This is a genomic window from Streptomyces glaucus, assembly GCF_039533365.1.
GTDB classification, from domain to species: domain Bacteria; phylum Actinomycetota; class Actinomycetes; order Streptomycetales; family Streptomycetaceae; genus Streptomyces; species Streptomyces glaucus.
In genome coordinates, this window is the sequence record NZ_BAAATK010000014.1 from 22952 (window position 1) to 49352 (window position 26401).

Below are 26401 nucleotides of genomic sequence, written 5' to 3' on the forward strand. Positions count from 1 at the left end.
ACCCGGCCCGGCCGAGCAGCGGGAAGCGTTCCGCTTCGGTCCGGGCAGCGGTATCGGGCGCTCCCGTCGGACGACGGGCGGACCACCGACGGCGACCGGCACCTGCCCGGCTTCGGCCGCGAGGACCCGGGCGACGGCGGGGAGCCGTGTCCGGAGGCCCAGCCGGAAGCCGCCGGGATCCGCCGCCACGGCTGGACGGAGCGGCCGGTCGCCGGGGGCCCGGAGCGGCAGCCCGGGAAGGCGGACCCTCGGGGTTCCACGGCGGAGCCGGTGCGCAAGCGGATCCGGGACCGGTTCGAGAGATCCGGCCCCCGCGTCCCGGCGGTGCCCGCGCCTTCGCCGGTGCCTCCGGCGGTGCCGGCCCCGCGCGCCCGGGGGCCTGTCCCCCCGGATCCGCCGACCTCCGACAATGGTGTCGTGACCAGCCCCGACGCCGCCGATCCCGCCGCCCTCCGCCCCCGCCTGCCCACGCCGGTGCAGGAGGTCGTGGACGAGCGGTTCGAGCGGTACGGGGTGCGGCTGGTGCTCAAGCGGGACGATCTGATCCACCCGGAGCTGATCGGCAACAAGTGGCGCAAGCTCGCGCCCAATCTGGCCGCGGCGAACGGCCGTACCGTCGTGACCTTCGGCGGCGCGTACTCCAACCACCTGCGTGCGACGGCCGCTGCCGGCCGGCTGCTCGGCCTGCCCACGGTCGGCGTCGTACGCGGGCAGGAACTCGCCGGCCGCCCGCTGAACCCCTCCCTGGCCCGGTGCGCGGCCGACGGCATGCGGCTGCACTTCGTCGACCGGTCGGTGTACCGCCGCAAGACCGACCCGGAGACCCTGGCGGCCGTCCTGCGCGCCGCGGGCGCCGAGGACGCCTACGTCGTCCCCGAGGGCGGCAGCAACGCCCTCGCCGTACGCGGCTGCCGAGCGCTCGGCGCGGAACTGCGCGATCGTGCCGACGTCGTCGCCGTCGCCTGCGGCACCGGCGGCACGCTCGCCGGTCTGGCCGCCGGACTGGCCGCAGGCCGGCGCGCCCTGGGCATCCCCGTCCTCAAGGGAGGCTTCCTGGACGCCGGCGTACGGGCTCTGCAGCGGGAGGCCTTCGGCGGTCCGCGCGGCGACTGGAGCCTGGACGACCGCTTCCACTTCGGCGGCTACGCCCGTACCACCCCGGAACTCGACGACTTCGCCGAGGAGTTCGAACGCCGCCACGGGCTGCCCGTCGAGCGTCTCTACGTCGCCAAGCTGCTGTACGGCCTCGTCGCCCTGGCCCGGGAGGGCGCCTTCGCGCGCGGGACGACGGTCGCCGCCGTGATCACCGGCCGTCCCTTCCCGGAGCCCGGCCCCCGCCGGGCCCCGGCGCCGCTCTCCCGCCCTCCGGGCGAGGGCCGGGAGGCCGGCGCCGGGGGCTAGGCGGTCTCCCGGTACGCCGCCGCCTCCTCCAGGTCCAGCCTGCGCAGCAGCGTCCGGAGCATCTCGTCGTCGATGTAGCGGCCGTTGCGCAGCTTCACGAACACCTCGCGCTCGGCGCTGATCATCTCCCGGGACAGCCGCCGGTAGGTGTCGTCGACGCTCTCCCCGGTGACCGGGTTGGCCTGCCCGAGCCGCTCCCAGACGGCGTTGCGGCGGCGTTCCAGGACCGCGCGCAGGCGGTCGGCGAGCGGGCCCGGAAGGGTGTTGCGCTCGTCGGCGAGGAGTTCGTCCAGGCGTCGCTCGGCGGCCCGGGAGGCCTGCGCCTGGGCGTTGGCCTCCGCGAGCGTCTCCGCCTGGGCGTCCCGGCCGGGGAACTTCAGCAGCCGGATCAGCGGGGGCAGCGTCAGGCCCTGCACGACCAGCGTCCCGATGACCGTCGTGAAGGTCAGGAAGAGGATGAGGTTGCGGTGCGGGAAGGGCTCGTCGCCGTGCGTGGTGAGCGGGATGGAGAAGGCGATGGCCAGCGACACGACGCCCCTCATCCCGGCCCAGCCGATCGTGACCGCCGCCTTCCCCGGGGAGCTCTCCCCCTGCGCCTGGCTGCGGGACGACAGGGCGCGGGGCAGGAAGGCGGTCGGGAACACCCACACGAACCGGACCGCGACCACCACCAGGAAGACGGCGAGCGCGTACCGGGCGGCGTCGACGCCCTCGTACTCCCCGAGCCCTCTCAGGACCACCGGCAATTGCAGTCCGATGAGCGCGAACACCGCCGACTCCAGGACGAAGGCGACCATCTTCCACACCGCCCCCTCCTGGAGGCGGGTCGCGAAATCGACCTCCCACGCGCGGTGGCCGAGGTGCAGGGCGACGACGACCACCGCCAGCACTCCGGAGGCGTGCACCTGCTCGGCCGCCGCGTACGCCACGAACGGGATCAGCAGGGAGAGCGTGTTCTGCAGCATCGCCTCCCTGAGGTGGGTGCGCAGCCAGTGGATCGGCACCATCAGCACCAGTCCGACGCCGATGCCGCCGACCGCCGCGACCAGGAACTCGACTATCCCGCCGGCCCAGGTGGCACCCTCGCCGACCGCCGCCGCGAGCGCCACCTTGTAGGCGGTGATCGCGGTGGCGTCGTTCAGCAGGGACTCGCCCTGCAGGATCGTGGTGATCCGGGACGGCAGCCCCACCCGGCGCGCCACCGCCGTGGCCGCGACCGCGTCCGGCGGTGCCACCACCGCGCCGAACACCAGCGCCGCGGTCAGCGGCAGGCCCGGCACGAGCAGATACGCGGCCCAGCCGACGACGAAGGTCGCGAAGAGCACGTACCCCACCGACAGCAGCGCCACGGGCCGGACCTGGGCGCGCAGGTCGAGGTAGGAGCTGTCGCCGGCCGCCGTGTACAGCAGCGGCGGCAGCAGGAGCGGCAGGACGACGTGCGGGTCGAGGGTGTAGTCGGGCACCCCCGGGACATAACTGACCACCAGCCCCACAGCGACCAGCAGCAGCGGCGCGGGCACCGGGGTGCGCCGGGCCGCCCCGGCGACCGCGGCGCTCCCCGCCACCAGCAACAGCAGTGGCATCACGTCCATCGTTCCCGCCCGCCTTTTTCTCCGCGCGGCTTTCCGCGCGCCCGTCGTAACCTGGCCATCATGAAACAGTGCACGCACGCCGACGCGCTGCCGCACCCGGAGCCCGAGCCGCTGAGCGGGACCTGCCCGGAGTGTCTGGCCGACGGCACGGAACCGGTGCAGCTGCGGTTGTGCCTCACCTGCGGTCACGTCGGCTGCTGCGACTCCTCGCCCGGACGGCACGCGACCGTGCACCACAAGGAGTCCGGCCACCCGGTGATGAGGACCTTCGAGCCCGGTGAGGACTGGCGCTGGTGCTTCGTCGACCACGTGCTGGTGTGACCCGGGTGCCGGACGGTTCGACCGTCTGACGTCTGGGTACGTCAATCCGGCGCGCGCTCTTCCCATTTGGGCCCGGCCACCCTCTAGCCACTGTGCGTATAACAGTGTTTACTATGAGTGACAGCACGGGGCTGGGGTCCCGGGGACAGGAATGTTCGGAGCGCGATAGCGTCACCGCTGAACCACGTATCGCGTTACCCCCCGAGGGACGACCCTCGGCCCTATAACGCTTGTACCACCTTGGAGGTGAGGGTGTCCCAGATCGCAGGCGAGCCCGCGACCCAGGACTTCGTGGAAGTCCGGCTGCCGGCTGCGGGTGCCTACCTGTCGGTGCTGCGTACGGCGACGGCCGGCCTCGCGGCCCGTTTGGACTTCACCCTCGACGAGATCGAGGACCTGCGCATCGCGGTGGACGAGGCCTGCGCGATCCTGCTCCAGCAGGCCGTGCCCGGCTCGGTGCTCAGCTGTGTCTTCCGGCTCGTCGACGACTCGCTGGAGGTCACCGTCTCGGCGCCGACGACGGACGGCCACGCCCCCTCGCGGGACACCTTCGCCTGGACCGTCCTGTCGGCCCTCGCGGGCAAGGTCTCCTCCGCCGTGGACGAGGACAAAACCGTTTCGATCAGCCTTTACAAACAGCGCGGCGCGGGACCCGGGCCGGCGTGAGGAACGGGGACGGGCCGGTGCGGGACGAAGAGCGCGGCACACGGGAGCTGCCGGCCGAGGCGGGGGGTTCCCCTGCCTCGGGCGCAGCGGAGAGCCTGCCGGAGAGCGGTCCGAGCGGATCCCGGCGCATGGCGGACGGCATCGACGGCATCCCCGAGCAGGCCAGGCCGCACCCGGAGGACGCCCCCGCGGGGGCCGGTCCCGCGGGTGACGGGCAGCGGGGCCGGGGCGGTGCCGTACAGGGCGCGCCCCGGGACGGGCGGACGGAGGTCTCCCCTGCCCCTGGGGGTTCTCCCACGCGTGCACGGACGGGAGCGGGGGAGGAGGCGAGGGCTCGGGGAAGGGCGACGGGCGGGACGATGAGCGAGCACGAGCGGCACTCCGAGGACGGCGCGCGAAGCGTGCAGGGCACGCGGCACGATCCGCAGGACCGCAGCGGGGCGCGCGCCATGTTCGCCGAGCTGCGCGGGCTGGAGGAGGGCAGCCCGCAGTACGCGGAGCTGCGCAACCAGCTGGTCCGCATGCACCTGCCGCTCGTCGAGCACCTCGCACGCCGCTTCCGCAACCGCGGGGAGCCGCTGGACGACCTCACCCAGGTCGCCACCATCGGATTGATCAAGTCGGTCGACCGCTTCGACCCCGCCCGCGGGGTGGAGTTCTCGACGTACGCGACCCCGACGGTCGTCGGCGAGATCAAACGGCACTTCCGGGACAAGGGCTGGGCGGTGCGGGTGCCGCGCCGGCTGCAGGAGCTGCGCCTCGCCCTGACGACGGCCACGGCGGAACTCTCCCAGCTGCACGGCCGCTCGCCCACGGTCCACGAACTCGCCGAGAAGCTGTCGATCTCGGAGGAGGAGGTCCTGGAGGGCCTGGAGTCCGCCAACGCGTACTCCACGCTGTCCCTGGACGTCCCCGACACCGACGACGAGTCCCCGGCGGTCGCGGACACCCTGGGCGCCGAGGACGAGGCGCTGGAGGGCGTGGAGTACCGCGAGTCGCTCAAGCCTCTGCTGGAGGGCCTGCCGCCGCGCGAGAAGCGGATCCTGCTGCTGCGCTTCTTCGGCAACATGACCCAGTCGCAGATCGCGCAGGAGGTCGGCATCTCCCAGATGCACGTCTCCCGGCTGCTGGCGCGCACACTGGCACAGTTGCGGGAGAAGCTCCTGGTGGAGGAGTAGCGGCTTCCCCGGCAGCGGTCGTCCCGGCCGTGGTCGCCGCCGCGGCGATCACTTCCGCTCGTCGCCGGGTCCCCGGATCCCGAGGGCCCGGGTCGTCCCGGGGTTCAGCAGCAGGACGAGCGCCGTGACGGCCACGACGGCGAGAGCGATGCCGGCCGGGATCGCCACGCTGTCGGCCTGCAGCAGGTTGTAGGCCACCGGCAGCGCCATGATCTGCGTGATGACGGCGGGTCCCCGGCTCCAGCCGCGCCGGCCGAGCAGCCCGCGGGCGGCGAGCAACGGCAGCAGCGCGAGGACCATCAGCGTGATACCACCGGTGACGGCCGAGGTCCGGTCGTCCGGGTGTCCGGTGAAACCGAGAACGAGCATCCAGACGCCCCCGGCCACCAGCGCGAGCCCTTCCAGCGCGGCCAGCGCGGCAGCGGCGGTCAGCCGGCCGGGACGGGGACCCGCCTCGGTGGCGGCTTCAGGAGTGGGGTTCTGCGCAGAGCTCACTCCTGAAGGGTAGCCCGCGGCCCGCGGGCCCCGTGTCGAGACTCACGCGGCGATCCTCTGCCCGATCCCCGACTCGCCCTGTGCCCGGTACCGCCCGGTAGGTACTCTGCAACCCATGCGTGCACTTCTCGTGGTCAATCCGGCGGCAACCACCACAAGTGCGCGCACGCGCGACGTACTGATCCACGCGCTCGCCAGCGAGATGAAGCTGGAGGCGGTCACCACCGAGTACCGCGGCCACGCGCGCGACCTCGGCCGGCAGGCGGCGGAGAGCGACGACATCGACCTGGTGGTGGCCCTCGGCGGCGACGGCACGGTCAACGAGGTCGTCAACGGCCTGCTGCACGCCGGTCCCGACCCGGAGCACCTGCCCGGTCTCGCCGTGGTGCCCGGCGGCTCCACCAACGTCTTCGCCCGCGCCCTCGGCCTGCCCAACGACGCCGTGGAGGCCACCGGCGCCCTGCTGGACGCGCTGCGCGAGGGCGGCGAGCGGACGGTCGGGCTGGGACTCGCCTCGGGCACACCGGGCTCGGAGGACGAGGCGGTCCCGGCGCGCTGGTTCACCTTCAACGCGGGGCTCGGGTTCGACGCCGGCGTGGTGGGCCGGGTGGAGCAGCACCGCGAGCGCGGCAAGAAATCCACACACGCCCTCTACGTACGTCAGGTCGTGCGTCAGCTCCTCGGCGAGCCCCACCGCCGCAACGGCACGATCACACTGGAGCGGCCCGGCGAGGAGCCGGTCCCGAATCTGGTCCTGTCCATAGTCTCGAACACGTCCCCGTGGACGTTCCTCGGCAATCGCCCGATGTACGCCTCGCCCAGGGCGTCGTTCGACACCGGGCTCGACCTGTTCGGCCTCAGCCGCCTGTCCGCGGCCGCGGTTGCCCGGTATGGCACCCAGTTGCTCACTTCGTCCCCCGAGCGCGGACCCCGCGGCAGGCACGCCGTCTCTCTCCACGATCTGACCGAGTTCACCTTGCATTCGAAGGTTCCGCTCCCCCTTCAGATGGACGGCGACCACCTGGGGCTGCGTACGAGCGTGACGTTCACAGGCGTACGCCGTGCACTGCGTGTGATTGTGTGAGCAGAAGGGGCTAAAGTCCTTTCACTCGAACGTTTAGGCCAGGATCCACCCCATGGAAGTACGGCTGTGACCTAGTCGACACCAAAGAATCAAAAAAAACTTTCCGGAAGGGGTTGTATCCGCCGCTGAGGTTTGCGAGTCTCTACGTGGCGATCGGGACGGCCCGCAGCACCGGCCTCCACAGATCGCCAGAACCCCTCTTCAAACCACAGGACCACGCCAGGGCAACCTGACGGTCGGCCCTTCACTTGTTGAGGGATTCGTGAAAGCGTTCACATTCACAAGCAACCTGCACGTAATACCCGAGGAGAGGTAGCAGCCATGGACTGGCGTCACAACGCCGTTTGCCGCGAGGAAGACCCCGAGCTCTTCTTCCCCATCGGCAACACCGGTCCTGCGCTGCTGCAGATCGAGGAAGCCAAGGCCGTCTGCCGTCGCTGCCCGGTTATCGAGCAGTGCCTGCAGTGGGCGCTTGAGTCCGGTCAGGACTCCGGCGTCTGGGGTGGTCTCAGCGAGGACGAGCGCCGCGCGATGAAGCGCCGCGCCGCTCGCAACCGGGCGCGTCAGGCCTCCGCCTGATCCGCCCGCCCCGCTACAGCCTGAGCTTGGCGGCGCGTACAGCGAGTACGCATCTCCCGCCCCCGAGCCGCAGCGCGCAGTTCCCCCGATGCTCCCCCGAGCTTCTCGGCTTCGCTCGAGTCGGGGGGACCCCATCGCGATTTGCAGAACAGCAGCGAGCACTGGCCTCGGACCGCATGGTCCGAGGCTTTTTGCTGTCCGGGCGGGCCCGCTCCCGGAGGATCCGGCGGCTTACTTCTGCGCCTGGACCGGGATGTCCAGAATCACCCTGGTTCCCCGCCCCGGAGCCGGGACCATGTCGAAGGTGCCGCCCAACTCGCCCTCCACCAGGGTCCGTACGATCTGCAGGCCGAGATTGCCCGAGGTGTGCGGGTCGAAACCCTCGGGCAGGCCGACGCCGTCGTCCTGGACGGTGACCAGGAGGCGGGCCTCCTTGGTCGTGCCGCCGCGGATCGCGGAGACCTCGACCGTGCCGGTGTCGCCCTCGCGGAAGCCGTGCTCCAGGGCGTTCTGGAGGATCTCGGTCAGCACCATCGACAGCGGTGTGGCGACCTCGGCGTCCAGGATGCCGAAGCGGCCGGTGCGCCGGCCGGTGACCTTGCCCGGCGAGATCTCGGCGACCATGGCCAGTACGCGGTCGGCGATCTCGTCGAACTCCACCCGTTCGTCCAGGTTCTGAGAGAGCGTCTCGTGCACGATGGCGATCGAGCCGACCCGGCGTACGGCCTCTTCGAGGGCCTCGCGGCCGCGCTCGGATTCGATGCGCCGGGCCTGGAGCCTGAGCAGGGCCGCCACCGTCTGCAGGTTGTTCTTCACCCGGTGGTGGATCTCCCGGATGGTGGCGTCCTTGGTGATCAACTCGCGCTCGCGGCGCCGCAGTTCGGTGACGTCCCGGAGCAGGACCAGGGAACCGATGCGCGTGCCCTTGGGTTTGAGGGGGATCGCGCGGAACTGGATCACCCCGTCGTTGGCCTCGATCTCGAACTCGCGCGGCGCCCAGCCGCTGGCGACCTTGGCGAGCGCCTCGTCCACCGGGCCGCGGGAGGGGGCGAGTTCGGCGGTGGTCCGGCCCAGGTGATGGCCGACCAGGTCGGCGGCCAGGCCCATCCGGTGGTAGGCCGAAAGGGCGTTCGGGGAGGCGTACTGGACGATGCCGTCCGCGTCGAGCCGGATCAGTCCGTCGCCGACGCGGGGCGCGGCGTCCATGTCCTTCTGCTGGTTCGCGAACGGGAAGGCACCGGCCGCGATCATCTGGGCGAGATCCGAGGCGCTCTGCAGATAGGTGAGCTCCAGGCGGCTCGGAGTGCGCACGGTGAGCAGGTTGGTGTTGCGCGCGATGACACCGAGGACGCGCCCCTCACGTCGCACCGGGATCGACTCGACCCGGACCGGGACCTCCTCGCGCCACTCCGGATCGCCCTCGCGCACGATCCGGCCCTCGTCGAGGGCGGCGTCCAGCATGGGGCGGCGGCCGCGCGGAACGAGGTGGCCGACCATGTCGTCCTGGTACGAGGTCGGGCCGGTGTTGGGCCGCATCTGGGCCACCGAGACGTACCGGGTGCCGTCGCGGGTGGGAACCCACAGGACGAGGTCGGCGAAGGAGAGGTCGGAGAGCAGCTGCCACTCCGAGACCAGCAGGTGGAGCCACTCCAGATCGGAGTCGTCCAGAGCGGTGTGCTGGCGTACGAGTTCGTTCATGGAGGGCACGTGAGTGAGCGTACCTGGCGGTTCGGACATCGTTCGAAACCAGCCACTTCCGAAGGTCCGCCCCTCACCGCTCCGGCTCCGGAGACACCCGCGGGCCGCGGCGCCTGGGAGGGACCCTCAACCCTCCCGGCACCGCAGCCCGGAGCAATATCGGCCGTGGGGTGTGCGGTCCCGGTCGGCCGAAGGGCGAGGAGCCGGGGCAGTCAGGGCAGAGAGCTCCGGTTCCTCGGTCCGCCCTCCTGTGCGGGGAGGACGGAGGTCCGACGTTCACCTCGTACGAGGCGCCGTAGGTCCATTGTGGACTAGACCACTGCCCATGTCCATGCGTCGGCCGGTGGTCGTCGTCGCCGCTTTCCATCGGCTGCTCGGACGTCCGAGCACCCGGCAGAAGGGTAACCCCGCCGGGTCACGAGCGGGGCCGGACGGACATGGCGATTTCCGCGAGCGCCTCCGGTTCCTCGCGGCTCGCGCCGTCGCGCGCCTGCCGGGACCCTCCCTGGAGCATCGCGCCGGCGTGCCGGGCCGGGGCGGCGCGTGCGGTGGGCTCCTCGGCGAGGGCGCGGTCGAAGGAGCGGGGGCGGCCGCGGGGCCTGGAGGCGGGCCGCGACTTCGCCGCCGCGCCGCGGCGCCGCCTTTCCCGACGCGCCGACCCGACCCGGCTCTGTTAGATTGGTCTAAACCACATAGACCCCTGCGCGGGTCCGGGTTGAGTCCAGTTGAGTCCCCCTCCAGATCGGCAGGCCCAGCGTGGAAGTTGTCATCGTTCCGAACGCCACGGCCGGTGGCGAGCTCATAGCCGAGGCCATGGCGCAGCTGCTCCGGCGCAAGCCCGACGCCCTGCTCGGCGTGGCCACCGGCTCCACGCCGCTGCCCGTCTACGAGGCGCTGGCGGCCAAGGTGCGGGCGGGCGCCGTGGACGTCTCCCGGGCGCGGATCGCCCAGCTCGACGAGTATGTGGGGCTGCCCGCGGAACACCCGGAGTCGTACCGCTCGGTGCTCCGGCGCGAGGTGCTGGAGCCGCTCGGGATCGGGATGGACGCGTTCATGGGTCCCGACGGCACGGCCGAGGACGTGCCGGGGGCCTGCGAGGCGTACGACAGGGCGCTGGCCGAGGCCGGCGGTGTGGATCTGCAGCTGCTCGGGATAGGGACCGACGGGCACATAGGGTTCAACGAACCCTGCTCCTCGCTGGCCTCGCGGACCCGGATCAAGACGCTGACCGAGCAGACCCGGATCGACAACGCGCGCTTCTTCGACGGGGACGTCGAGCAGGTGCCGCACCACGTGATCACGCAGGGCATCGGCACGATCCTGGAGGCGCGGCATCTGGTGCTGCTCGCCACCGGGGAGGGCAAGGCGGACGCGGTCGCCGCGTCCGTGGAGGGACCGGTCGCGGCGGTGTGTCCCGCCTCCGCGCTCCAGCTCCACCCGCACGCCACCGTCGTCGTCGACGAGGCCGCCGCCTCCAAGCTGAAGCTCGCCGACTACTTCCGGCACGCGTACGCCAACAAGCCGGACTGGCAGGGGATCTGACCCCCGGGGCGCGTCGCGTACGCCGGTGCCGGGCCGTCCTTGGGAGGACGGCCCGGCACCGGCGTTCCCGCTGAGGGAGCCCCCGAGCGGGCCCGCGCTCCGGCGCCGGCCTACGCCCCCGCGATGACCTCCGCCGCCGCACGGCCGCAGACGCGGGCCGCGCCGTGGGTGGCGAGGTGCAGGGCGCCGCGGGGGGCGGCCTGGGGCACGCCCATCTCGACCACGATCGTGTCGGGGCGTGCCGCGAGCAGGGTGTCCAGAGCCGACGCCATCCAGGGATGCCGGTGCTCGTCGCGGACGACGGCCACGACACGGCGGCGGCCGGCCGCCTCCAGGACGGCGTGCCCGGCGTCCGGACCGGCGAAGCTTCCCGTCCGCGTGCCGGGAAGCAGCCGGAGGAGTTCGGCGGCCACGCCCCAGGGCGTCTCGTCGCCGACGGCGATGTTCGCGGCGGGGGTGAAGGCGGCGACGTACGGGGCCTCGGTGAGGGGGGTGAAGGAATCGCCGGTGCGCTTCAGGGCGCGGCGGGCGGCACGCAGACCCACCTCGTCGTCGGCGGTGGCCGCCGGGCCGGGCCGGGCCGTGGTCGCCGCCCACCGTGCCAGCCTGCGTACGCGTTCCGCCGCGTCCGCCAGGCGTTCCTCGGGCAGTTCGCCGGAGCGGACCGCTGCGACCAGGGCGTCGCGCAGGCGTCGTACCGTCTCGTCGTCCGCCAGGCCGCCGCCCACGCAGATCGCGTCGGCGCCGGCGGCGAGGGCGAGGACGCTGCCGCGTTCGATGCCGTAGGTGCCCGCGACGGCCTGCATCTCCATGCCGTCGGTGACGATCAGGCCGTCGTAGCCCAGTTCGCCGCGGAGCAGGTCGGTCAGCACTCCGCGCGACAGGGTCGCCGGGCGGTCCGGGTCCAGGGCGGGGACGAGGATGTGCGCGCTCATCACGGCCCGGGTGCCGGCGGCGATCGCGGCGCGGAACGGGGCCAGTTCGCGTTCCGCCAGCAGCGAGGCCGCGGCGTCGATGCGCGGCAGGGCGAGGTGGGAGTCGACGGCCGTGTCGCCGTGGCCGGGGAAGTGCTTGGTGCAGGCGATGACGCCGGCGGACTGCAGACCGGTGACGTAGGCGGCGGTGTGCCGGGCGACGAGGTCGGGATCGGCGCCGAAGGACCGTACGCCGATCACCGGGTTCTCGGGGTCGGAGTTCACGTCGGCGGACGGGGCCCAGTTGAAGTTGACCCCGCAGGCGGCCAGCCGGCTGCCGAGTTCGCGGGCCACCTCCCTGGTCAGCTCGACGTCGTCCACGGCGCCCAGCGCGTGGTTGCCGGGGAAGGAGGAACCGGTCCGCACCTCCAGGCGCGTGACGTCGCCGCCCTCCTCGTCGATGGCGACCAGCACGTCCTCGCGCTCGGCGCGCAGCCGGGCGGTGAGGGCGGCGAGCTGGTCCGGCGAGGTGATGTTGCGGCCGAACAGGCCGACGGAGGCCAGGCCCTCGCCGAGCCGGCGCAGCAGCCAGTCGGGGGCGGTGGTGCCGGTGAAGCCGGGCTGGAGGACGGTGAGGGCGTCCCGGGCCAGCTCGTCCCTGGACGCGGTGGTGCCGCTGGCGAGTGTCGTCATCGGTGGCGTTATCCCTTCACCGCGCCCGCGGTCAGGCCCGCGGCCATCTTGCGCTGGACGAGGAGGAACAGGACGACGATCGGCACGGCCATCAGGGTGGCGCCGGCCATCATCGGGGCGTATTCGGTGCCGTGCTTGGTGGTGAAGTTGCCGAGCCAGACGGTCGCGGTCTGGTTCTTCTGGCTGAGCAGCATCAGGGCGTACAGGTACTCGTTCCAGGCCTGGATGAAGCCGTAGACCGAGGTGGCGACCATGCCCGGGGCCAGCAGCGGGAAGACCACGCGCAGGAAGGCGCCGGTGCGGGAGCAGCCGTCGACCATCGCGGCCTCCTCCAGCTCCTTCGGGATGTTGACGATGAAGCCGCGCAGCGTCCACACCGTGAACGGGAGGATGAAGGTCAGGTACGTGACGATCAGGCCGGTGAGACGGTCGTACTGGCCGAGGTCGTTCAGCAGCAGGAAGACCGGAATGATCATGGCGACGAGCGGGACCATCTGCACCGCCAGGATGCCCACGATCACGATCTTGCGGCCGCGGAAGGCGAACCGGGAGATGGCCAGGGCCGCCAGCATGCCGACGACCATGCCGATCACCACCACCGCCAGCGACACGACCAGGCTGCGGCCCACCGGCCCCCAGAAGTCGGCGATGTCCAGCGCCCGGCCGAAGTTGGACAGCGTCAGCCCCGTGGGGAGCAGGCTCGGGTCCGGGTCGATGGCGTCCTTGGCGGGCTTGAACGCCGTGTTGAGCATCCAGTAGAGCGGGAAGCCCGCGGTGACGAGGACCAGGAGGCCGAGGAGGTTCCAGCCGAGCCGGGACCTTCCCGGGCGGCGGCCCCGGGCGGCGGGGGCGCTCACGCCGCTCACGCCGCTCGCACTGTTCACACCGCTCACGCCGCTCATTCGACGTCTCCGATCTTCAGCATCTGGCGCATGTAGACGGCCACCACACCGAGCAGCAGCAGCACGGTCAGCAGCGCGATCGCCGAGCCCTGCGCGTAGTCGTTGACCACGAACGCCCGGTCGTAGGAGTAGGTGTTGAGGACCTGGAACTCGGCCTCCGGATGGCCGTTGCGCATGACGAAGACCTGCGGGAAGACGCCCATGTCCCAGATCACCGACAGGGTCGTGAGCATCACGATGATCGGCTTGAGGATCGGCAGGGTGACGTGGCGGAAGACGCCCCAGGAGCCGGCGCCGTCCAGGCGGGCCGCCTCCTCCAGTTCCCTGGGCACCTGGGTCAGGCCCGCGCTGAGCGTGATGACCACGAAGGGCACCGCGCCCCACACCACGAGGAGCATGATCACGGCCAGGCCCTGCGGCCCGCTCGCGAACCAGTTGTGGCCGGTCATCTCGACCCCGGGCAACCTGCTCAGCAGCGCGTTGAGGACGCCGTAGTCGGAGTCGAAGAGCCATTTGAAGACGGTGGTGGCCACGATCACGGGCATGCCCCAGCCGGCCACCAGCACGATGTTGATCAGTATCCGCAGCCAGCCGGAGACCCGCTGCAGCAGCAGCGCGATCGCCATGCCGCCGACCATGGTGAAGACGACCGCCCCGCCCGCGAAGACGATGGTGCGCAGGACGACGGCCCAGAACTGCCCGTCCCCCAGCACCTCGGCGAAGTTGTCGAAACCGGCCCACTCGGCCGGCTGGAAGCCCCACAGCTGGGACTGGCCGAAGGTCTGGAAGGAGAGGGTGACCAGGCGGACCAGCGGATAGCCCATGACCAGCACGAGGGTCAGCAGACAGGGCGCGAGCAGCAGCCAGGGAACCGCGGCCCCGCTCGGCGTGCGCCGTCCCCGTGGTCCCAGCGGTCTCACGGAGGCGGGTGGCGGCGGCGCCTGCCGCGGCGGCGGCACCTTGGCAGGGGTGGTGGTGTCTGCGGCACTCATCGCGCGCTCCTCAGCGGTCCCTCGGGTCGTACGAGAAAGCAGGTCGCACAGGTCGTACGAGAAAGCAGGACGTACGAGCAGCGGGGCCCGTCCGTGCGCGACGGGCCCCGCTCGCCGGTCACTCGGTGTTGATGACCTTGTCGATCGCGGCGTCCGCCTCCTTCGCGGCGGCCTCGACCGACTTCTTGCCGGTGCCGATGGCCTGCAGCATGGTCTGCAGGACCTGGGCCTTCTCGACCTGACCCCAGCCGGGGGCCGTCGGGACGAACCAGCTGGACTCGGCCGCGGTGGCCGGGACCGCCGTCTTCGGGTCGTTCTTCAGCGTCGCGAGGTCGGTCTTGTTGTTGGGCAGGTTGCCCTTGGCCATCAGGCCCTTCTGCCCGGAGGCGCCGGTGAAGGCGTCGATCCACTCGGCGGCGACGGCCTGCGCGTCGGACTTCACCGGGACGGCGAGGTCGGAGCCGCCCAGGAAGACGGGCATGTTCTTGCCGGACGGGCCGGGCATCACGAAGTTCTCGAGGTTGCCCTTGAGCTTGCCGGTCTTGTCGTTCTCCGGGTCCTCGGCGGTCGCCCCCTCCCAGGCCGCGCCGAAGATCATGGCGGATTTGCCCTGCCCGTAGACGAGGTAACGGTCGGACTCGTCCTTGGTCTTGTCGCCGTGCATGTACCTGTCGACGACCTTCTTGAACTCCTTCAGGCCCTTGAGGGACTCGGGCGAGGAGAGGTCGGCCTTCCACCGGCCGCCCTCCTCCTTCGCGATGGAGCCGCCGGCGTCGTAGACGAAGGACATGGCCGCGTACCAGTCGCGGGTGGGCTGGTACCAGGCGCTGAACTTGTCGCCCTCCTTCTTCTGGATCTTGTCGAGGGCGGCGGTCAGCTCCTGGTACGTCTTCGGCGGCGTCTTGATCCCGGCCGAGGCCGCCACGTCCTTGCGCCAGTTGGCGACCCGGCCGCCGGCGTAGTAGGGGACGCCGTAGGTCTTGCCCTCGTACGTCACCGAGGCCTTGAGGCCGTCCAGCCAGGCGTCCGAGTTCTCGAAGTCGGCCGGGTCGAGGGGGGCGAAGGCGCCCTTGACCATGTAGCCGAGCATCTCGGTGTTGCCCATCTCGACCACGTCGGGGGCCTTGTCGGTGGCGAGGACGGCGTCCAGCTTGGCGTTCTTGTCCGGCCAGCCGTAGTACTCGTGGTTGATCCTGATCCCGGGGTGCTTCTTCTGCACCGCGGCGTCGGCGGCCTTCACCAGTTCCGGCCAGTTGTTCTGGGCGTCGACGGTGAGCCAGACGGTCAGTTCCTTGGCGTCCGCGCCGTTGTCCGTGCCCCCGCTGCCCCCGTCGTTCCCGCACGCCGCGATGGAGACCACCATGCCCGCGACACCGATCGCGGATATCAGCTTGCGCTTCACGCCACCCTCCTCAGGGATGCCACAAACCCCCCTGCTCCCCGCGGTGAGCGTTGCCGCGCGTACCGCCCGTGGGGCCGGGACCTGGACCAATGGTGTAGACCAGTACGGGGGAGCTTGGCTCAGACCAATAGGGCTGTCAAGGGTGCTCGAGCACGCTCCAGAGGTCCGTTACGGGACCGCGATATGCAGGGACCCTTCATTGCGCGGGCGGCGGAACGGGCGCCGCGGGCCACGGCGCGGACACCGGACCACCGGCCGCAGGCGGCCCGGACGAACCGGACCGGACACCGTGCCGCCGGGCGCCCGGCGGGCGGACGGACCCGGGCCCCGGCGGTGGACCACCGGGCGCCCGGCGGGCGGACGGAGCGGGGCCGGGCGGTGGACGGAGGGCGTCGGCGGCGCGGTGGACTAGACCAACCGGGAGCACGACGGTATACAGGGGAGATCACGGAGCGTGCGGGCGGACACCCGGCACGTGAAGCCGTGCCACGATGTGAGCCGTGGCCGATGGGTACGTCGGTCGCTTCGGCACGCGGAGCCGGAAAGGCAGAGCATGAGCACCGACGTCAGCAGTGCGGAGAACGAGGGCGGGACAAGTGTCCGTACGGCGCGCGTGCCCAAGTACTACCGCTTGAAGCGGCACCTGCTGGACATGACGCAGACGCTGCCCCCGGGCACGCCCGTGCCGCCCGAGCGCACCCTCGCCGCCGAGTTCGACACCTCGCGCACGACCGTCCGCCAGGCCCTGCAGGAGCTGGTCGTCGAGGGGCGGCTGGAGCGGATCCAGGGCAAGGGCACCTTCGTCGCCAAGCCCAAGGTCTCGCAGGCGCTGCAGCTCACCTCGTACACCGAGGACATGCGCGCCCAGGGACTGGAACCGACCTCCCAGCTGCTGGACATCGGGTACGTCACCGCCGACGACCGGCTCGCCGGGCTGCTGGACATCGCGGCCGGCGGGCGGGTGCTGCGCATCGAGCGCCTGCGCATGGCCAACGGCGAGCCGATGGCCATCGAGACCACCCACCTGTCCGCCAAGCGCTTCCCCGCCCTGCGCAGGTCGCTGGCGAAGTACACCTCCCTCTACACCGCGCTCGCCGAGGTGTACGGCGTCCACCTCGCCGAGGCCGAGGAGACCATCGAGACCTCGCTGGCCACCCCGCGCGAGGCCGGGCTGCTCGGCACCGACGTGGGCCTGCCGATGCTGATGCTGTCCCGGCACTCCCTGGACAGGAACGGCGACCCGGTGGAGTGGGTGCGGTCGGTGTACCGCGGGGACCGGTACAAGTTCGTGGCGCGGCTGAAGAGGCCCGCCGAGTAGGACGGGCGCGCACGGCAGGGGCCGCACGGGGCAGCGGCGGGGCGGTCACCGGCCGGCCACCCGCGCCCGGCGGAACCACCGGGCCGGCCCCGTCCGGCGGAACCGCCGCCCGCGCGCCGCGAGGCGGCCGCCCCGGTGGGGGACGGCCGCCCTCTCGTCGTGGCGCGCCCGGCCAGGGCGCCTGCCCGTCGCCTTCCCCGTCCGCCCCGGGGGCGGCCCCGCGGCGTCCGGTGCGCGCTCCGGGGGTCCCCCGCCGCGGACCGGGAAGCGCCGGGCGGACGGCCCCGTACGGGACCCCGTACCCGGGCCTTCGCCCGGCCCGGCGGGAGGAGGCGCCGGGCGTCCCGGAAACACCCCGCCCAGGCTCTGCCGCCGGGCGCCCCCGTGCCGCCGCAGCCGCGTCCGGGGAACCGGGCGGCACGCCGGAAGACGCCGGCGACCGCGGCCAGGACCGCGAGGGAGAGCCCGGCGCACAGCGGGAACTCCCACCCCGGGCTCCGGCCGGACGAGACCCGCAGGGCGATGCCGAGGCAGCCGACCACCAGGCAGAACACGCAGATCCACGCGAGCCGCCGCAGCGCGCGTCGTACAAGACGGTCCTTCATGGCCCTCCCTCGGCATCATCCGCGGCCCGGTCCGCTTCAGGGCACCCGGGCCGCTCCCTCGCCCGCCGTTCCCTCCGCCGGCGCCTCGACGACCGGGGACGGCTTGTCCTGCGCGTCGGAGAAGTAGTCCTCGGGGCGGGTCAGGTCCGTGCCCTCCTGCGCACCGGCGGCCCGGGCCAGCAGCGTGCCCACGGCCGTGACGACGATGTTGACGGCGAGCGCGATCAGCCCGGCGTACATCGTGACGTCCGTGTCCAGGCCGAAGTCGGACAGCGGGAAGGCCGATCCGCCGAAGTGCTCCTTGCCGGTGGCCGGATTGGGGATGTTGTAGAGCAGCACGACACCGGCGAGCAGCCCCGCGAGCAGGCCCGCGACCAGGCCGTGCCGGTGGAACCAGCGGGTGTAGAGCCCGAAGCCCACGGCGGGCAGCGTCTGGAGGATCAGCACGCCGCCGATGAGCTGGAGGTCGACGGAGAACTGCGGGTCCAGCGAGACGATCACCAGGACCGCCCCCACCTTCACCAGCAGGGACACCAGTTTGGAGACCTTCGCCTCGGTCGCCTCGTCGGCGTCCGGACGGAAGAATTCCCGGTAGATGTTGCGGGTGAAGAGGTTGGCCGCGCCGATCGACATGATCGCCGCCGGCACCAGCGCGCCGATGCCGACCGCCGCGTAGGCGACCCCGGCGAACCAGTCGGGGAACTGGCTGTCGAAGAGCTGCGGCACGACGGTGTTGGCGTTCGGCTTGCCGTTCTCGCCGCTCAGCGGGGTGATCCCGGCGGCGATCGCCATGTAGCCGAGCAGCGCGATCAGGCCGAGGAGCACGCTGTAGACGGGCAGCGCGGCCATGTTCTTCTTGATGGTGTCCCGGCTGCGCGCGGCCAGCGTGCCGGTGATCATGTGCGGGTACAGGAAGAGCGCGATGGCCGAGCCCAGTGCCAGGGTGATGTACTGGAGCTGGTTGCCGGCGTTGAGCAGGGTGCCGTCGCCGGGGGCGGGGGTCTCGGCGAACTTCTCGTCCGCGGCGGCGAAGATGTCGCCCCAGCCGCCGAGCTTGGGCGGGATGTACAGCACCGCGATGATGATCACTATGTAGATCAGGATGTCCTTGACGAACGCGATCAGCGCCGGCGCCCGCAGACCCGCGTGGTAGGTGTACGCGGCGAGGATCGCGAAGGCCGCGAAGATCGGCCAGTGGCCGGTGATCCCCATGGTGCGCAGCACCGCCTCGATGCCCACCAGCTGGAGCGCGATGTACGGCATGGTGGCCACGATGCCGGTGATCGCGACCAGCAGCGCCAGGAGGCGCGAACCGTGCCGGACCCGGACGAAGTCGGCCGGGGTGACCAGGCCGTGCCGCTGGGAGACCGACCACAGGCGCAGCAGGACGACGAACACCAGCGGGTAGACCACCACGGTGTACGGCATCGCGTAGAAGCCCATCGCGCCGGCGCCGAACATCAGAGCGGGGATCGCGACGAAGGTGTACGCGGTGTAGAGGTCGCCGCCGATCAGGAACCAGGTGATCCAGCTGCCGAACCCGCGGCCGCCCAGGCCCCACTCGTCCAGGCTCTCCAGGTGCTCGGCGCGCTGCCAGCGGGCGGCCACGAATCCCATCACGCTGACCAGCAGGAACAGCAGCGAGAAGACGACGATCTCGGTGATGTGGTCGCTCATCGGTCCCTCCCGGTGAGCCGGCGGACCAGCGCGATGGTGACCATGCTGAGCACGGCGCACAGGAGCTGGAACCAGTAGAAGAACGGGAAGCCGAACACGCGCGGCCCGTCGTGGTTGAACACAAAAGTCAGCAGGGGAAGGACGATCGGGATCCACAGGAGGTGGTTCCAGGCACTGCGGTGACGGGGGGTGCCGGCACCGTGTGCGTCCTCGGTCTCGGTTTTCTGCAAGGCGGTTCTTTCTGTGACGTGGACATGTGGGTCGGTCGGGTGCGTCGGACAGCGTTCGCACCGGTGAACACGGTCCGGAAGGGACCGAGTTCGGGAAACGGCCGGAAAATACAGCCTTCCCTCCTTCCTCCGGTAGTCATGTCTCAGGAGAAGATCGGGACCAGCAGTGCGGCGTCGAGCCCGGTGGCGGACGTCGCCGCGACGGAGGCGGCCACGGTGGTCGGCCGCCGGTTGGCGAGCGGATCCATCAGCCGCTCGCGGGAGGTGAGGAGGACCAGCGGCCGCAGCGCGAAGGGGATGCCGAGGCTGAGCACCACCTGCGACAGCACCGGTGCGAGCCCGGGCTCGACCCCCGCAGGCGAGCACCGCCGGCGCGGGCACCGGCGTCACCGCCCGCCGGACCGGCACGGACGTCTCCCGCCCGAAGGAGCCCTCGGAGACGACAGGAAGCCTCCATTCCGCTTTCATCGCGGGCCGTTACCGCAAGCGCAGAGTTCCGGTCACAGACCCGCCCGTCGGCCGGTCACCGGTACGCGGACGAGGGCCGGCGGCACGGGCGCGGACCCCGGCCGCCGCCGCGGCCCGGCAGCAGCCGTAACGCCCCGCACCGGCGCTCCGACACCGGAGCAACACAACATCTGGGGGCACTTCCGCGCCCCGACACAAGATGTATGCTCATGCTCGCTGTCGCCGCAGGGGAATCCGGTGCGAATCCGGAACTGTCCCGCAACGGTGTGTCCGCGTGCATCCGCACGCCTGTCCAGTCCGAGTACCTGCCGACAGCGCACCCGGCCGTCCGGCCGGCGTGCCTGACGTCCGGGCCTCGTGGAATGGGCCGGCGGACGCGACGCCCTGCGCGCTCGTGCTGCCCCCTGCCCTCGCCGAGGCCCCGTGCCGAGCGAGGGAGAACCCCACGTGACCATCGCGCCAGCCGACCCGGCTTCAGCGCCCCCGGCGGCCGAGGAGAGCGACGGCCCCGGAGCCGCGCTGCTGCGGACCCTGACGGAGCTGACCGCCGACCTCCCCGACACCGACCCCGGCCGGGTCGCCGCCGCGGCGCTGCGCGGCCGCTCCGCCCGTGCGGACGAGGCGGAGCTGCGCGGCCTCGCCACCGAGGCGGCCGCCGGCCTGATCGCCGAGGACCCCGCCTACTCCCGGCTGGCCGCCCGCCTCCTCACCCTGACCCTTCGCGCGGAGGCCGCCTCCCAGGGCGTCACGTCCTTCACCGGGTCCGTCGCCGCGGGCCACCGCGAAGGACTGATCTGCGACCGCACGGCGGAGTTCGTGCGGCTGCACGCCGGCCGGCTCGACGCGCTGATCGACCCGGCCGCCGACGACCGCTTCGGCTACTTCGGCCTGCGCACGCTCCACAGCCGCTATCTGCTGCGCCACCCGATCACCCGCAAGGTCATCGAGACGCCCCAGCACTTCCTGCTGCGCGTCGCCGCGGGGCTCGCGGAGGACGACGGGCCCCGCTCGGTCGACGAGGTCGCGGCGCTCTACGGGCTCATGAGCCGCCTCGACTACCTTCCGTCCTCCCCCACCCTGTTCAACTCCGGCACCCGGCACCCGCAGATGTCGTCCTGCTACCTGCTGGACTCCCCGCGCGACGAGCTGGACTCGATCTACGACCGCTACCACCAGGTCGCGCGCCTGTCCAAGCACGCCGGCGGCATCGGCCTGTCCTACTCCCGCGTCCGCTCCCGCGGTGCGCTGATCCGCGGCACCAACGGGCACTCCAACGGCATCGTCCCGTTCCTGAAGACCCTGGACGCCTCCGTGGCGGCCGTGAACCAGGGCGGCCGGCGCAAGGGCGCGGCCGCGGTCTACCTGGAGACCTGGCACTCCGACATCGAGGAGTTCCTGGAGCTGCGCGACAACACCGGCGAGGACGCGCGCCGCACCCACCATCTGAACCTCGCGCACTGGGTGCCGGACGAGTTCATGCGCCGGGTGGACGCCGACGAGCCGTGGTCGCTGTTCTCCCCCTCCGACGTGCCCGAGCTGGTCGACCTGTGGGGCGAGGAGTTCGACGCGGCGTACCGTGAGGCGGAGGCCGCGGGACTGGCGCGCAAGACCCTCCCCGCCCGCGAGCTGTACGGCCGGATGATGCGCACCCTCGCCCAGACCGGCAACGGCTGGATGACCTTCAAGGACACCGCCAACCGCACCGCCAACCAGACCGCCGAGCCGGGCCACGTCATCCACTCCTCCAACCTCTGCACGGAGATCCTGGAGGTCACCAGCGACGGCGAGACGGCCGTCTGCAACCTGGGGTCGGTCAACCTCGGCGCCTTCGTCGCCCCGGCCGCGCACGACATCGACTGGGAACGGCTGGACGCCGCCGTCCGCACGGCCGTCACCTTCCTCGACCGGGTCGTGGACATCAACTTCTACCCGACCGGACAGGCCGCCCGCTCCAACGCCCGCTGGCGCCCGGTCGGCCTGGGCGTGATGGGCCTGCAGGACGTCTTCTTCAAGCTGCGCCTGCCCTTCGACTCGCCCGAGGCCCGGCGGCTGTCCACGCGGATCGCCGAGCGGATCATGCTCGCCGCGTACGAGGCCTCCGCCGACCTCGCCGAGCGCCCCCGGGCATCCGCGGCAGGCTCCGGCACAGGGGGGACCCCCGTCGGCCCGTTCCCGGCCTGGGAGAAGACCCGTACCGCCCGGGGCGTCCTGCACCCCGACCACTACGACACCGACCTGGCCTGGCCGGAGCGCTGGGCGGCGCTGCGGGAGCGGATCGCCGCCGTCGGCCTGCGCAACTCCCTGCTCCTGGCCATCGCCCCGACCGCGACCATCGCCTCCATCGCGGGCGTCCACGAGTGCGTCGAGCCGCAGGTGTCCAACCTGTTCAAGCGCGAGACGCTCTCCGGCGAGTTCCTCCAGGTCAACTCCTACCTGGTCGAGGACCTGAAGCGGCTCGGCGTGTGGGACGCCCGCACCCGGGAGGCGCTGCGCGAGGCGAACGGCTCCGTGCAGGGCTTCTCCTGGATCCCCGAGGAGGTGCGGCGGCTGTACCGCACGGCGTGGGAGATCCCGCAGCGCGGTCTGATCGACATGGCCGCCGCCCGCACCCCGTTCCTCGACCAGTCCCAGTCGCTGAACCTGTTCCTGGAGACGCCGACCATCGGCAAGCTCTCCTCGATGTACGCCTACGCCTGGAAGTCCGGGCTGAAGACGACGTACTACCTGCGCTCGCGCCCGGCGACGAGGATCGCCCGCGCGGCCCGGGCCACCGCCCCCGCCCCCGCCCCCGCCCCCGCCCGGCAGGCGACCTCCGAAGAGGCCGTCGCCTGCTCCCTTGAGAACCCCGAGTCCTGCGAGGCCTGCCAGTGATGACCGCCGCCACCCCCACCGCCCGCAACCGGAACCTGCTGGACCCGGGCTTCGAGCTGACCCTGCGCCCCATGCGCTACCCCGGCTTCTACGAGCGCTACCGGGACGCCATCAGGAACACCTGGACCGTGGAGGAGGTCGACCTCCACTCGGACGTGGCCGACCTCGCGAAGCTGTCCCCCGGCGAGCAGCACCTCATCGGCCGGCTCGTGGCCTTCTTCGCGACGGGCGACTCGATCGTGGCGAACAACCTGGTGCTGACCCTCTACAAGCACATCAACTCGCCCGAGGCGCGGCTCTACCTCTCCCGCCAGCTCTTCGAGGAGGCCGTCCACGTCCAGTTCTACCTGACGCTGCTGGACACCTACCTGCCCGACCCGGACGACCGGGCCGCCGCCTTCGCCGCGGTGGAGAACATCCCGTCCATCCGCGAGAAGGCCGACTTCTGCTTCCGGTGGATGGACTCGGTGGAGGAGATCGACCGGCTGGAGACCAGGGCCGACCGCCGCCGTTTCCTCCTCAACCTCATCTGTTTCGCCGCGTGCATCGAGGGCCTGTTCTTCTACGGCGCCTTCGCCTACGTCTACTGGTTCCGCAGCCGGGGCCTGCTGCACGGCCTGGCCACCGGCACCAACTGGGTCTTCCGCGACGAGACCATGCACATGTCCTTCGCCTTCGACGTGGTCGACACCGTCCGCGAGGAGGAGCCGGACCTCTTCGACGACCGGCTCCGGGAGCAGGTCACCGGCATGCTGCGGGAGGCCGTCGAGGCCGAGCTGCAGTTCGCGCGCGACCTGTGCGGTGACGGCCTCCCGGGGATGAACACCGACTCGATGCGGCAGTACCTGGAGTGCGTCGCCGACCAGCGTCTGACGCGCCTCGGCTTCGCCCCGGTGTACGGCTCCGAGAACCCCTTCTCCTTCCTGGAGCTGCAGGGCGTTCAGGAGCTGACCAACTTCTTCGAGCGGCGTCCGTCGGCGTACCAGGTCGCGGTGGAGGGCGCCGTCGACCTGGACGAGGACTTCTGATCACTCCTCTCGTGCCTCGCCTGGGCCTCCCTGATCCGACGGTCGATGCGCCGGTCGCGGACGATGCCGACCACGGAGGGGAGGACCAGCAGGACGAGGATCCCCAGCACGGTCAGCATTCCGGTCAGTGCTTCTGTCTGTGCCGCAGTCATGACACCACTGTCACGCCGGATGCCCCTTACCGACAGTGGCAGAACTGCCGCACCCCCTCGAATTACTGCCACGCGCGGGGCACACTGGCAGCATGTTGCGGAACGTGGCCGCCGTCGTCCTCGACGGCGTGAACCCCTTCGAACTGGGCGTCCTGTGCGAGGTGTTCGGCACCGACCGCAGCGACGACGGGCTGCCCGTGTACGACTTCGCCGTCGCCTCGGCCGACGGCCCGGTGCTGCGCACCAACGCGGGCTTCGCCCTGCACACCGAGCACGGCCTGGAGCGGCTGGAGACGGCCGATCTCATCGCCGTGCCGGCCGGGCGGGGCTTCGAGTCGCGGGAGTTCCCGCCGGACCTGCTGGACGCGCTGCGGCGCGGCGCGGCGCGCGGCGCCCGGGTGCTCAGTGTGTGCTCCGGGGTCTTCGCGGTCGCGGCGGCCGGGCTGCTGGACGGCAGGCGCTGCTCGGTGCACTGGCGGCAGGCCGAGACGCTGGCCCGGCGCTACCCGCGGGCGGTGGTCGAGCCGGACGTGCTGTACGTCGACGAGGACCCGGTGATCACCTCCGCCGGCACCGCCGCGGGCATCGACGCCTGCCTGCACCTCGTGCGCAGGGAGCAGGGCCCGGAGGTCGCCAACAAGATCGCCCGGCGCATGGTGGTGCCGCCGCACCGCGACGGCGGCCAGGCCCAGTACATCGAGCGGCCGCTGCCCCGCTCGGAGGGCGACACGGTCGCCGGGGTGCTGGCGTGGATGGAGCGCAACCTCGACCGGGAGGTCACCGTCGAGCAGCTCGCGGCCCGCGCCCACATGTCGCCGCGCACCTTCGCCCGCCGCTTCCAGCAGGAGACGGGCACCACTCCCTACCGCTGGATCCTGCGCCAGCGCGTGCTGCTGGCGCAGCGGCTGCTGGAGGCGACGGACGAGACGGTGGACGCGATCGCGGGCCGCGCGGGGTTCGGCACCGCGGCCGCGCTGCGCCATCAGTTCGTGCGGGCGGTGGGGACGACCCCGAATGCCTACCGGCGGGCGTTCAGGGGCCCGGAAGCGGCCTGACCCTCACCTCGCCACCGGCCTCGGCAGCAGCCGGCGCGGGCGCGGGGTGAGGCCCGCCCGGGTGGTGTCGTCGGAGCCCGGCGCCCGCTCCAAGCGGTACTTCGCGGACAGCGCCGCCGTGATCAGGGTCAGCTGCGCCATCGGGACATGGCCGCCCGGGCACTTCCGGTTGCCGACGCCGAAGGGGTTCATGGCATGTTTCGGTACCTCCTCCACGCGTTCCGGAAGCCACCGGTCGGGATCGGACTCCCGAGGGCGCGCATACGACTGCGGATCACGCTGGATCGCGTACGGGCCGTACACGATGTCGGTCCCGGCCGGAATGCGGTACCCGCCGAGTTCCGTGTCGGTGACCGCCCGCCGCGTCAATGTCCATACAGGCCGTCGGCGCGTTCCTCCACCTCGTCGGCCGGCATCAGCCGTTCCTCGAGCAGCCGGGTACGGGTCTTCTCCCGGAGTTCCGGCCCATACGGGTGCAGTCGCCGCCCGAACCCCGTCTCGATCACCGGAGGAGCGAGCGGCGGTGGTACCGGGATCGTGGCCGGTGTCGCTGTGGTGCCGTGCAGGAGGACCTGCACGAACAGACCCCTCTCGGCCGCCGGTGGGCGCACCCCTCCCGCCGTGCGGGGCGTGCGCCCCGCACATCCCGTTCACCACCACAACTGACCGGTCTGGGAGCGGATTTGCTCCATTCGCCATCCCTGGATGCCGGAACTCCCCTTGTGCGAAGGCCGTCGGTCGCCGAAGGCGCGTGGGCGATCGGGCGCCCGGCGGACAGACGAACGGCGCCTGCCCGGGAGGAAGGACCCGGACAGGCGCCGTGCGCCGGGGGCGGCCGGTCCGGGCCGGTGTCGGTCCGGGCCCGCCGCGGCCGGCAGGCGGCGCGTCAGTCGTTCGCGACCACGGGGTAGCGGGGCTCGTTCTCGGCCATCTGCCGCAGGGCGTCCTTGCGTTCGCGCTTGGAGAGCCGGTCGATGTACAGGTAGCCGTACAGGTGGTCGGTCTCGTGCTGCAGACAGCGCGCGAAGTAGCCGGTGCCGCGCACCTTGATCGGGTTGCCCTTCTCGTCCTGCCCGGTCACCTCGGCGTAGTCGGGACGGGCGAGCGGCGCGTACGCGGTCGGCACCGACAGGCAGCCCTCGTTGCTGTCGTCGAGGCGGCGCCGGTCGGCGGGCAGGTCGACCAGCTTGGGGTTGCAGACCACGCCGACGTGCCGGACGCCCTCGTCGTCCGGGCAGTCGTAGACGAAGACCTTCAGGTCGACGCCGATCTGGTTGGCGGCCAGGCCCACGCCCTCGGCGGTGCGCTGGCTGGCGAACATGTCCGCGACCAGCTGCTGGAGCTCCTCGCCGAACTCGGTGACGTCCTTGCACTCCTTGTGCAGCACCGGGTTGCCGACCACCGTGATCGGCCGCGAGGTGCCGCGCTCCCGCCAGGCCGTCTCGCGCTCCTCGCAGTCCTCCGTGTCGATGACGTACCCCTCGTCGTCGACGGGGAGCACGCCCGCGTGCTGCTGATCGGTGTCCTGCTGCGCCATG

23 protein-coding genes, 1 pseudogene and 1 riboswitch are annotated in these 26401 nt (G+C 71.9%); of the genes and pseudogenes, 11 read left to right on the top strand and 13 right to left on the bottom strand.

The features are described 5' to 3' along the window. The first annotated feature begins 417 nt into the window (after positions 1-417). Positions 418-1401 carry a 1-aminocyclopropane-1-carboxylate deaminase/D-cysteine desulfhydrase gene (locus tag ABD363_RS12990; protein ID WP_344602789.1) on the top strand — a complete coding sequence of 328 codons (984 nt, stop codon included), beginning with the start codon at positions 418-420 and terminating at the stop codon, positions 1399-1401. On the opposite strand, the gene ABD363_RS12995 is transcribed toward ABD363_RS12990, so the two are convergent. After that, positions 1398-2993 (bottom strand): Na+/H+ antiporter, encoded by a 1596-nt coding sequence (locus tag ABD363_RS12995; protein WP_344602791.1) that lies wholly within the window; start codon positions 2991-2993, stop codon positions 1398-1400. The two genes, ABD363_RS12990 and ABD363_RS12995, sit on opposite strands and share 4 nt — an antisense overlap. Positions 2994-3053: 60 nt before the next feature. On the opposite strand from ABD363_RS12995, the gene ABD363_RS13000 reads away from it, so the two are divergent. From ABD363_RS13000 to ABD363_RS13010, 3 genes are all read left to right on the top strand, one after another. Continuing rightward, positions 3054-3314, top strand: a complete 261-nt coding sequence (locus ABD363_RS13000) for a UBP-type zinc finger domain-containing protein (protein WP_344602793.1) — start codon at positions 3054-3056, stop codon at positions 3312-3314. 252 nt (positions 3315-3566) lie between these two features. Continuing rightward, entirely contained in the window at positions 3567-3980 is a 414-nt protein-coding gene (locus ABD363_RS13005; protein ID WP_004925829.1) for an ATP-binding protein, read from the top strand. Between the two features lie 17 nt (positions 3981-3997). Beyond that, positions 3998-5158: an RNA polymerase sigma factor SigF gene (locus tag ABD363_RS13010; RefSeq protein WP_344602795.1), complete on the top strand. Its 1161-nt coding sequence runs from the start codon at positions 3998-4000 to the stop codon at positions 5156-5158. A gap of 48 nt (positions 5159-5206) precedes the next feature. Here the strand turns inward: ABD363_RS13010 and ABD363_RS13015 are convergent, their stop codons facing one another. Beyond that, on the bottom strand, positions 5207-5653 hold the full coding sequence (locus ABD363_RS13015) for a hypothetical protein (RefSeq protein ID WP_344602797.1): 447 nt from the start codon (positions 5651-5653) through the stop codon (positions 5207-5209). A 115-nt stretch (positions 5654-5768) separates the two neighbouring features. Here ABD363_RS13015 and ABD363_RS13020 point away from each other — a divergent pair, with 115 nt between their 5' ends. Both ABD363_RS13020 and ABD363_RS13025 read left to right on the top strand, forming a co-directional pair. Beyond that, positions 5769-6737, top strand: coding sequence for a diacylglycerol/lipid kinase family protein (locus ABD363_RS13020; RefSeq protein ID WP_344602799.1), 969 nt, complete (start codon positions 5769-5771; stop codon positions 6735-6737). 321 nt (positions 6738-7058) lie between these two features. Continuing rightward, the gene (locus tag ABD363_RS13025; RefSeq protein ID WP_003992873.1) at positions 7059-7316 is read left to right on the top strand and encodes a WhiB family transcriptional regulator; all 258 of its coding nucleotides are present in this window, start codon (positions 7059-7061) and stop codon (positions 7314-7316) included. 231 nt (positions 7317-7547) lie between these two features. Here the strand turns inward: ABD363_RS13025 and ABD363_RS13030 are convergent, their stop codons facing one another. Next, complete coding sequence (locus tag ABD363_RS13030) at positions 7548-9023, bottom strand: sensor histidine kinase (protein ID WP_344602802.1); 1476 nt, start codon at positions 9021-9023, stop codon at positions 7548-7550. 747 nt (positions 9024-9770) lie between these two features. Here ABD363_RS13030 and nagB point away from each other — a divergent pair. Beyond that, the gene (gene nagB / locus ABD363_RS13040) at positions 9771-10556 is read left to right on the top strand and encodes a glucosamine-6-phosphate deaminase (protein WP_344602804.1); all 786 of its coding nucleotides are present in this window, start codon (positions 9771-9773) and stop codon (positions 10554-10556) included. A 110-nt stretch (positions 10557-10666) separates the two neighbouring features. Here nagB and ABD363_RS13045 read toward each other — a convergent pair whose 3' ends face one another. From ABD363_RS13045 to ABD363_RS13060, 4 genes are all read right to left on the bottom strand, one after another. Continuing rightward, positions 10667-12163: a glycoside hydrolase family 3 protein gene (locus ABD363_RS13045; protein ID WP_344602806.1), complete on the bottom strand. Its 1497-nt coding sequence runs from the start codon at positions 12161-12163 to the stop codon at positions 10667-10669. A gap of 8 nt (positions 12164-12171) precedes the next feature. Next, positions 12172-13065 carry a carbohydrate ABC transporter permease gene (locus ABD363_RS13050; RefSeq protein ID WP_344602808.1) on the bottom strand — a complete coding sequence of 298 codons (894 nt, stop codon included), beginning with the start codon at positions 13063-13065 and terminating at the stop codon, positions 12172-12174. Beyond that, a complete protein-coding gene (locus ABD363_RS13055) occupies positions 13062-14057 on the bottom strand; it encodes a carbohydrate ABC transporter permease (protein ID WP_344602810.1) in 996 nt (331 codons plus the stop codon). The genes ABD363_RS13050 and ABD363_RS13055 overlap by 4 nt, the downstream gene beginning before the upstream one ends. A gap of 118 nt (positions 14058-14175) precedes the next feature. Further along, entirely contained in the window at positions 14176-15459 is a 1284-nt protein-coding gene (locus ABD363_RS13060) for an extracellular solute-binding protein (protein WP_344602812.1), read from the bottom strand. Positions 15460-16012: 553 nt separating this feature from the next. Here ABD363_RS13060 and ABD363_RS13065 point away from each other — a divergent pair. Then, entirely contained in the window at positions 16013-16777 is a 765-nt protein-coding gene (locus ABD363_RS13065; protein ID WP_344602814.1) for a GntR family transcriptional regulator, read from the top strand. Between the two features lie 641 nt (positions 16778-17418). Here the strand turns inward: ABD363_RS13065 and mctP are convergent. From mctP to ABD363_RS13080, 3 genes are all read right to left on the bottom strand, one after another. Continuing rightward, the gene (gene mctP / locus ABD363_RS13070) at positions 17419-19059 is read right to left on the bottom strand and encodes a monocarboxylate uptake permease MctP (RefSeq protein ID WP_344602816.1); all 1641 of its coding nucleotides are present in this window, start codon (positions 19057-19059) and stop codon (positions 17419-17421) included. Further along, positions 19056-19289 (bottom strand): DUF3311 domain-containing protein, encoded by a 234-nt coding sequence (locus tag ABD363_RS13075; protein ID WP_344602818.1) that lies wholly within the window; start codon positions 19287-19289, stop codon positions 19056-19058. Before ABD363_RS13075 ends, mctP begins: the two co-directional genes overlap by 4 nt. A 143-nt stretch (positions 19290-19432) precedes the next feature. After that, positions 19433-19618, bottom strand: a complete 186-nt coding sequence (locus ABD363_RS13080) for a hypothetical protein (protein ID WP_344602820.1) — start codon at positions 19616-19618, stop codon at positions 19433-19435. A gap of 355 nt (positions 19619-19973) precedes the next feature. After that, positions 19974-20072, top strand: a riboswitch (adenosylcobalamin-variant (AdoCbl-variant) riboswitch). Between the two features lie 132 nt (positions 20073-20204). On the opposite strand from ABD363_RS13080, the gene ABD363_RS13085 reads away from it, so the two are divergent. From ABD363_RS13085 to ABD363_RS13100, 3 genes are all read left to right on the top strand, one after another. Then, positions 20205-22628 carry a ribonucleoside-diphosphate reductase subunit alpha gene (locus ABD363_RS13085; RefSeq protein ID WP_344602822.1) on the top strand — a complete coding sequence of 808 codons (2424 nt, stop codon included), beginning with the start codon at positions 20205-20207 and terminating at the stop codon, positions 22626-22628. After that, on the top strand, positions 22628-23656 hold the full coding sequence (locus tag ABD363_RS13090) for a ribonucleotide-diphosphate reductase subunit beta (RefSeq protein ID WP_344602824.1): 1029 nt from the start codon (positions 22628-22630) through the stop codon (positions 23654-23656). Before ABD363_RS13085 ends, ABD363_RS13090 begins: the two co-directional genes overlap by 1 nt. A gap of 244 nt (positions 23657-23900) precedes the next feature. Continuing rightward, positions 23901-24863, top strand: coding sequence for a GlxA family transcriptional regulator (locus ABD363_RS13100; RefSeq protein WP_344602828.1), 963 nt, complete (start codon positions 23901-23903; stop codon positions 24861-24863). A gap of 3 nt (positions 24864-24866) precedes the next feature. On the opposite strand, the pseudogene ABD363_RS13105 reads toward ABD363_RS13100, so the two are convergent. From ABD363_RS13105 to def, 3 genes and pseudogenes are all read right to left on the bottom strand, one after another. Then, positions 24867-25253 (bottom strand): annotated as a pseudogene (locus ABD363_RS13105) (cytochrome P450); the annotation flags it as partial. Continuing rightward, a complete protein-coding gene (locus tag ABD363_RS13110) occupies positions 25229-25441 on the bottom strand; it encodes a hypothetical protein (RefSeq protein ID WP_425577982.1) in 213 nt (70 codons plus the stop codon). The pseudogene ABD363_RS13105 and the gene ABD363_RS13110, both read right to left, overlap by 25 nt. Before the next feature lie 308 nt (positions 25442-25749). Further along, positions 25750-26400: a peptide deformylase gene (gene def / locus ABD363_RS13115; protein WP_344602830.1), complete on the bottom strand. Its 651-nt coding sequence runs from the start codon at positions 26398-26400 to the stop codon at positions 25750-25752. Position 26401: the final 1 nt, after the last annotated feature.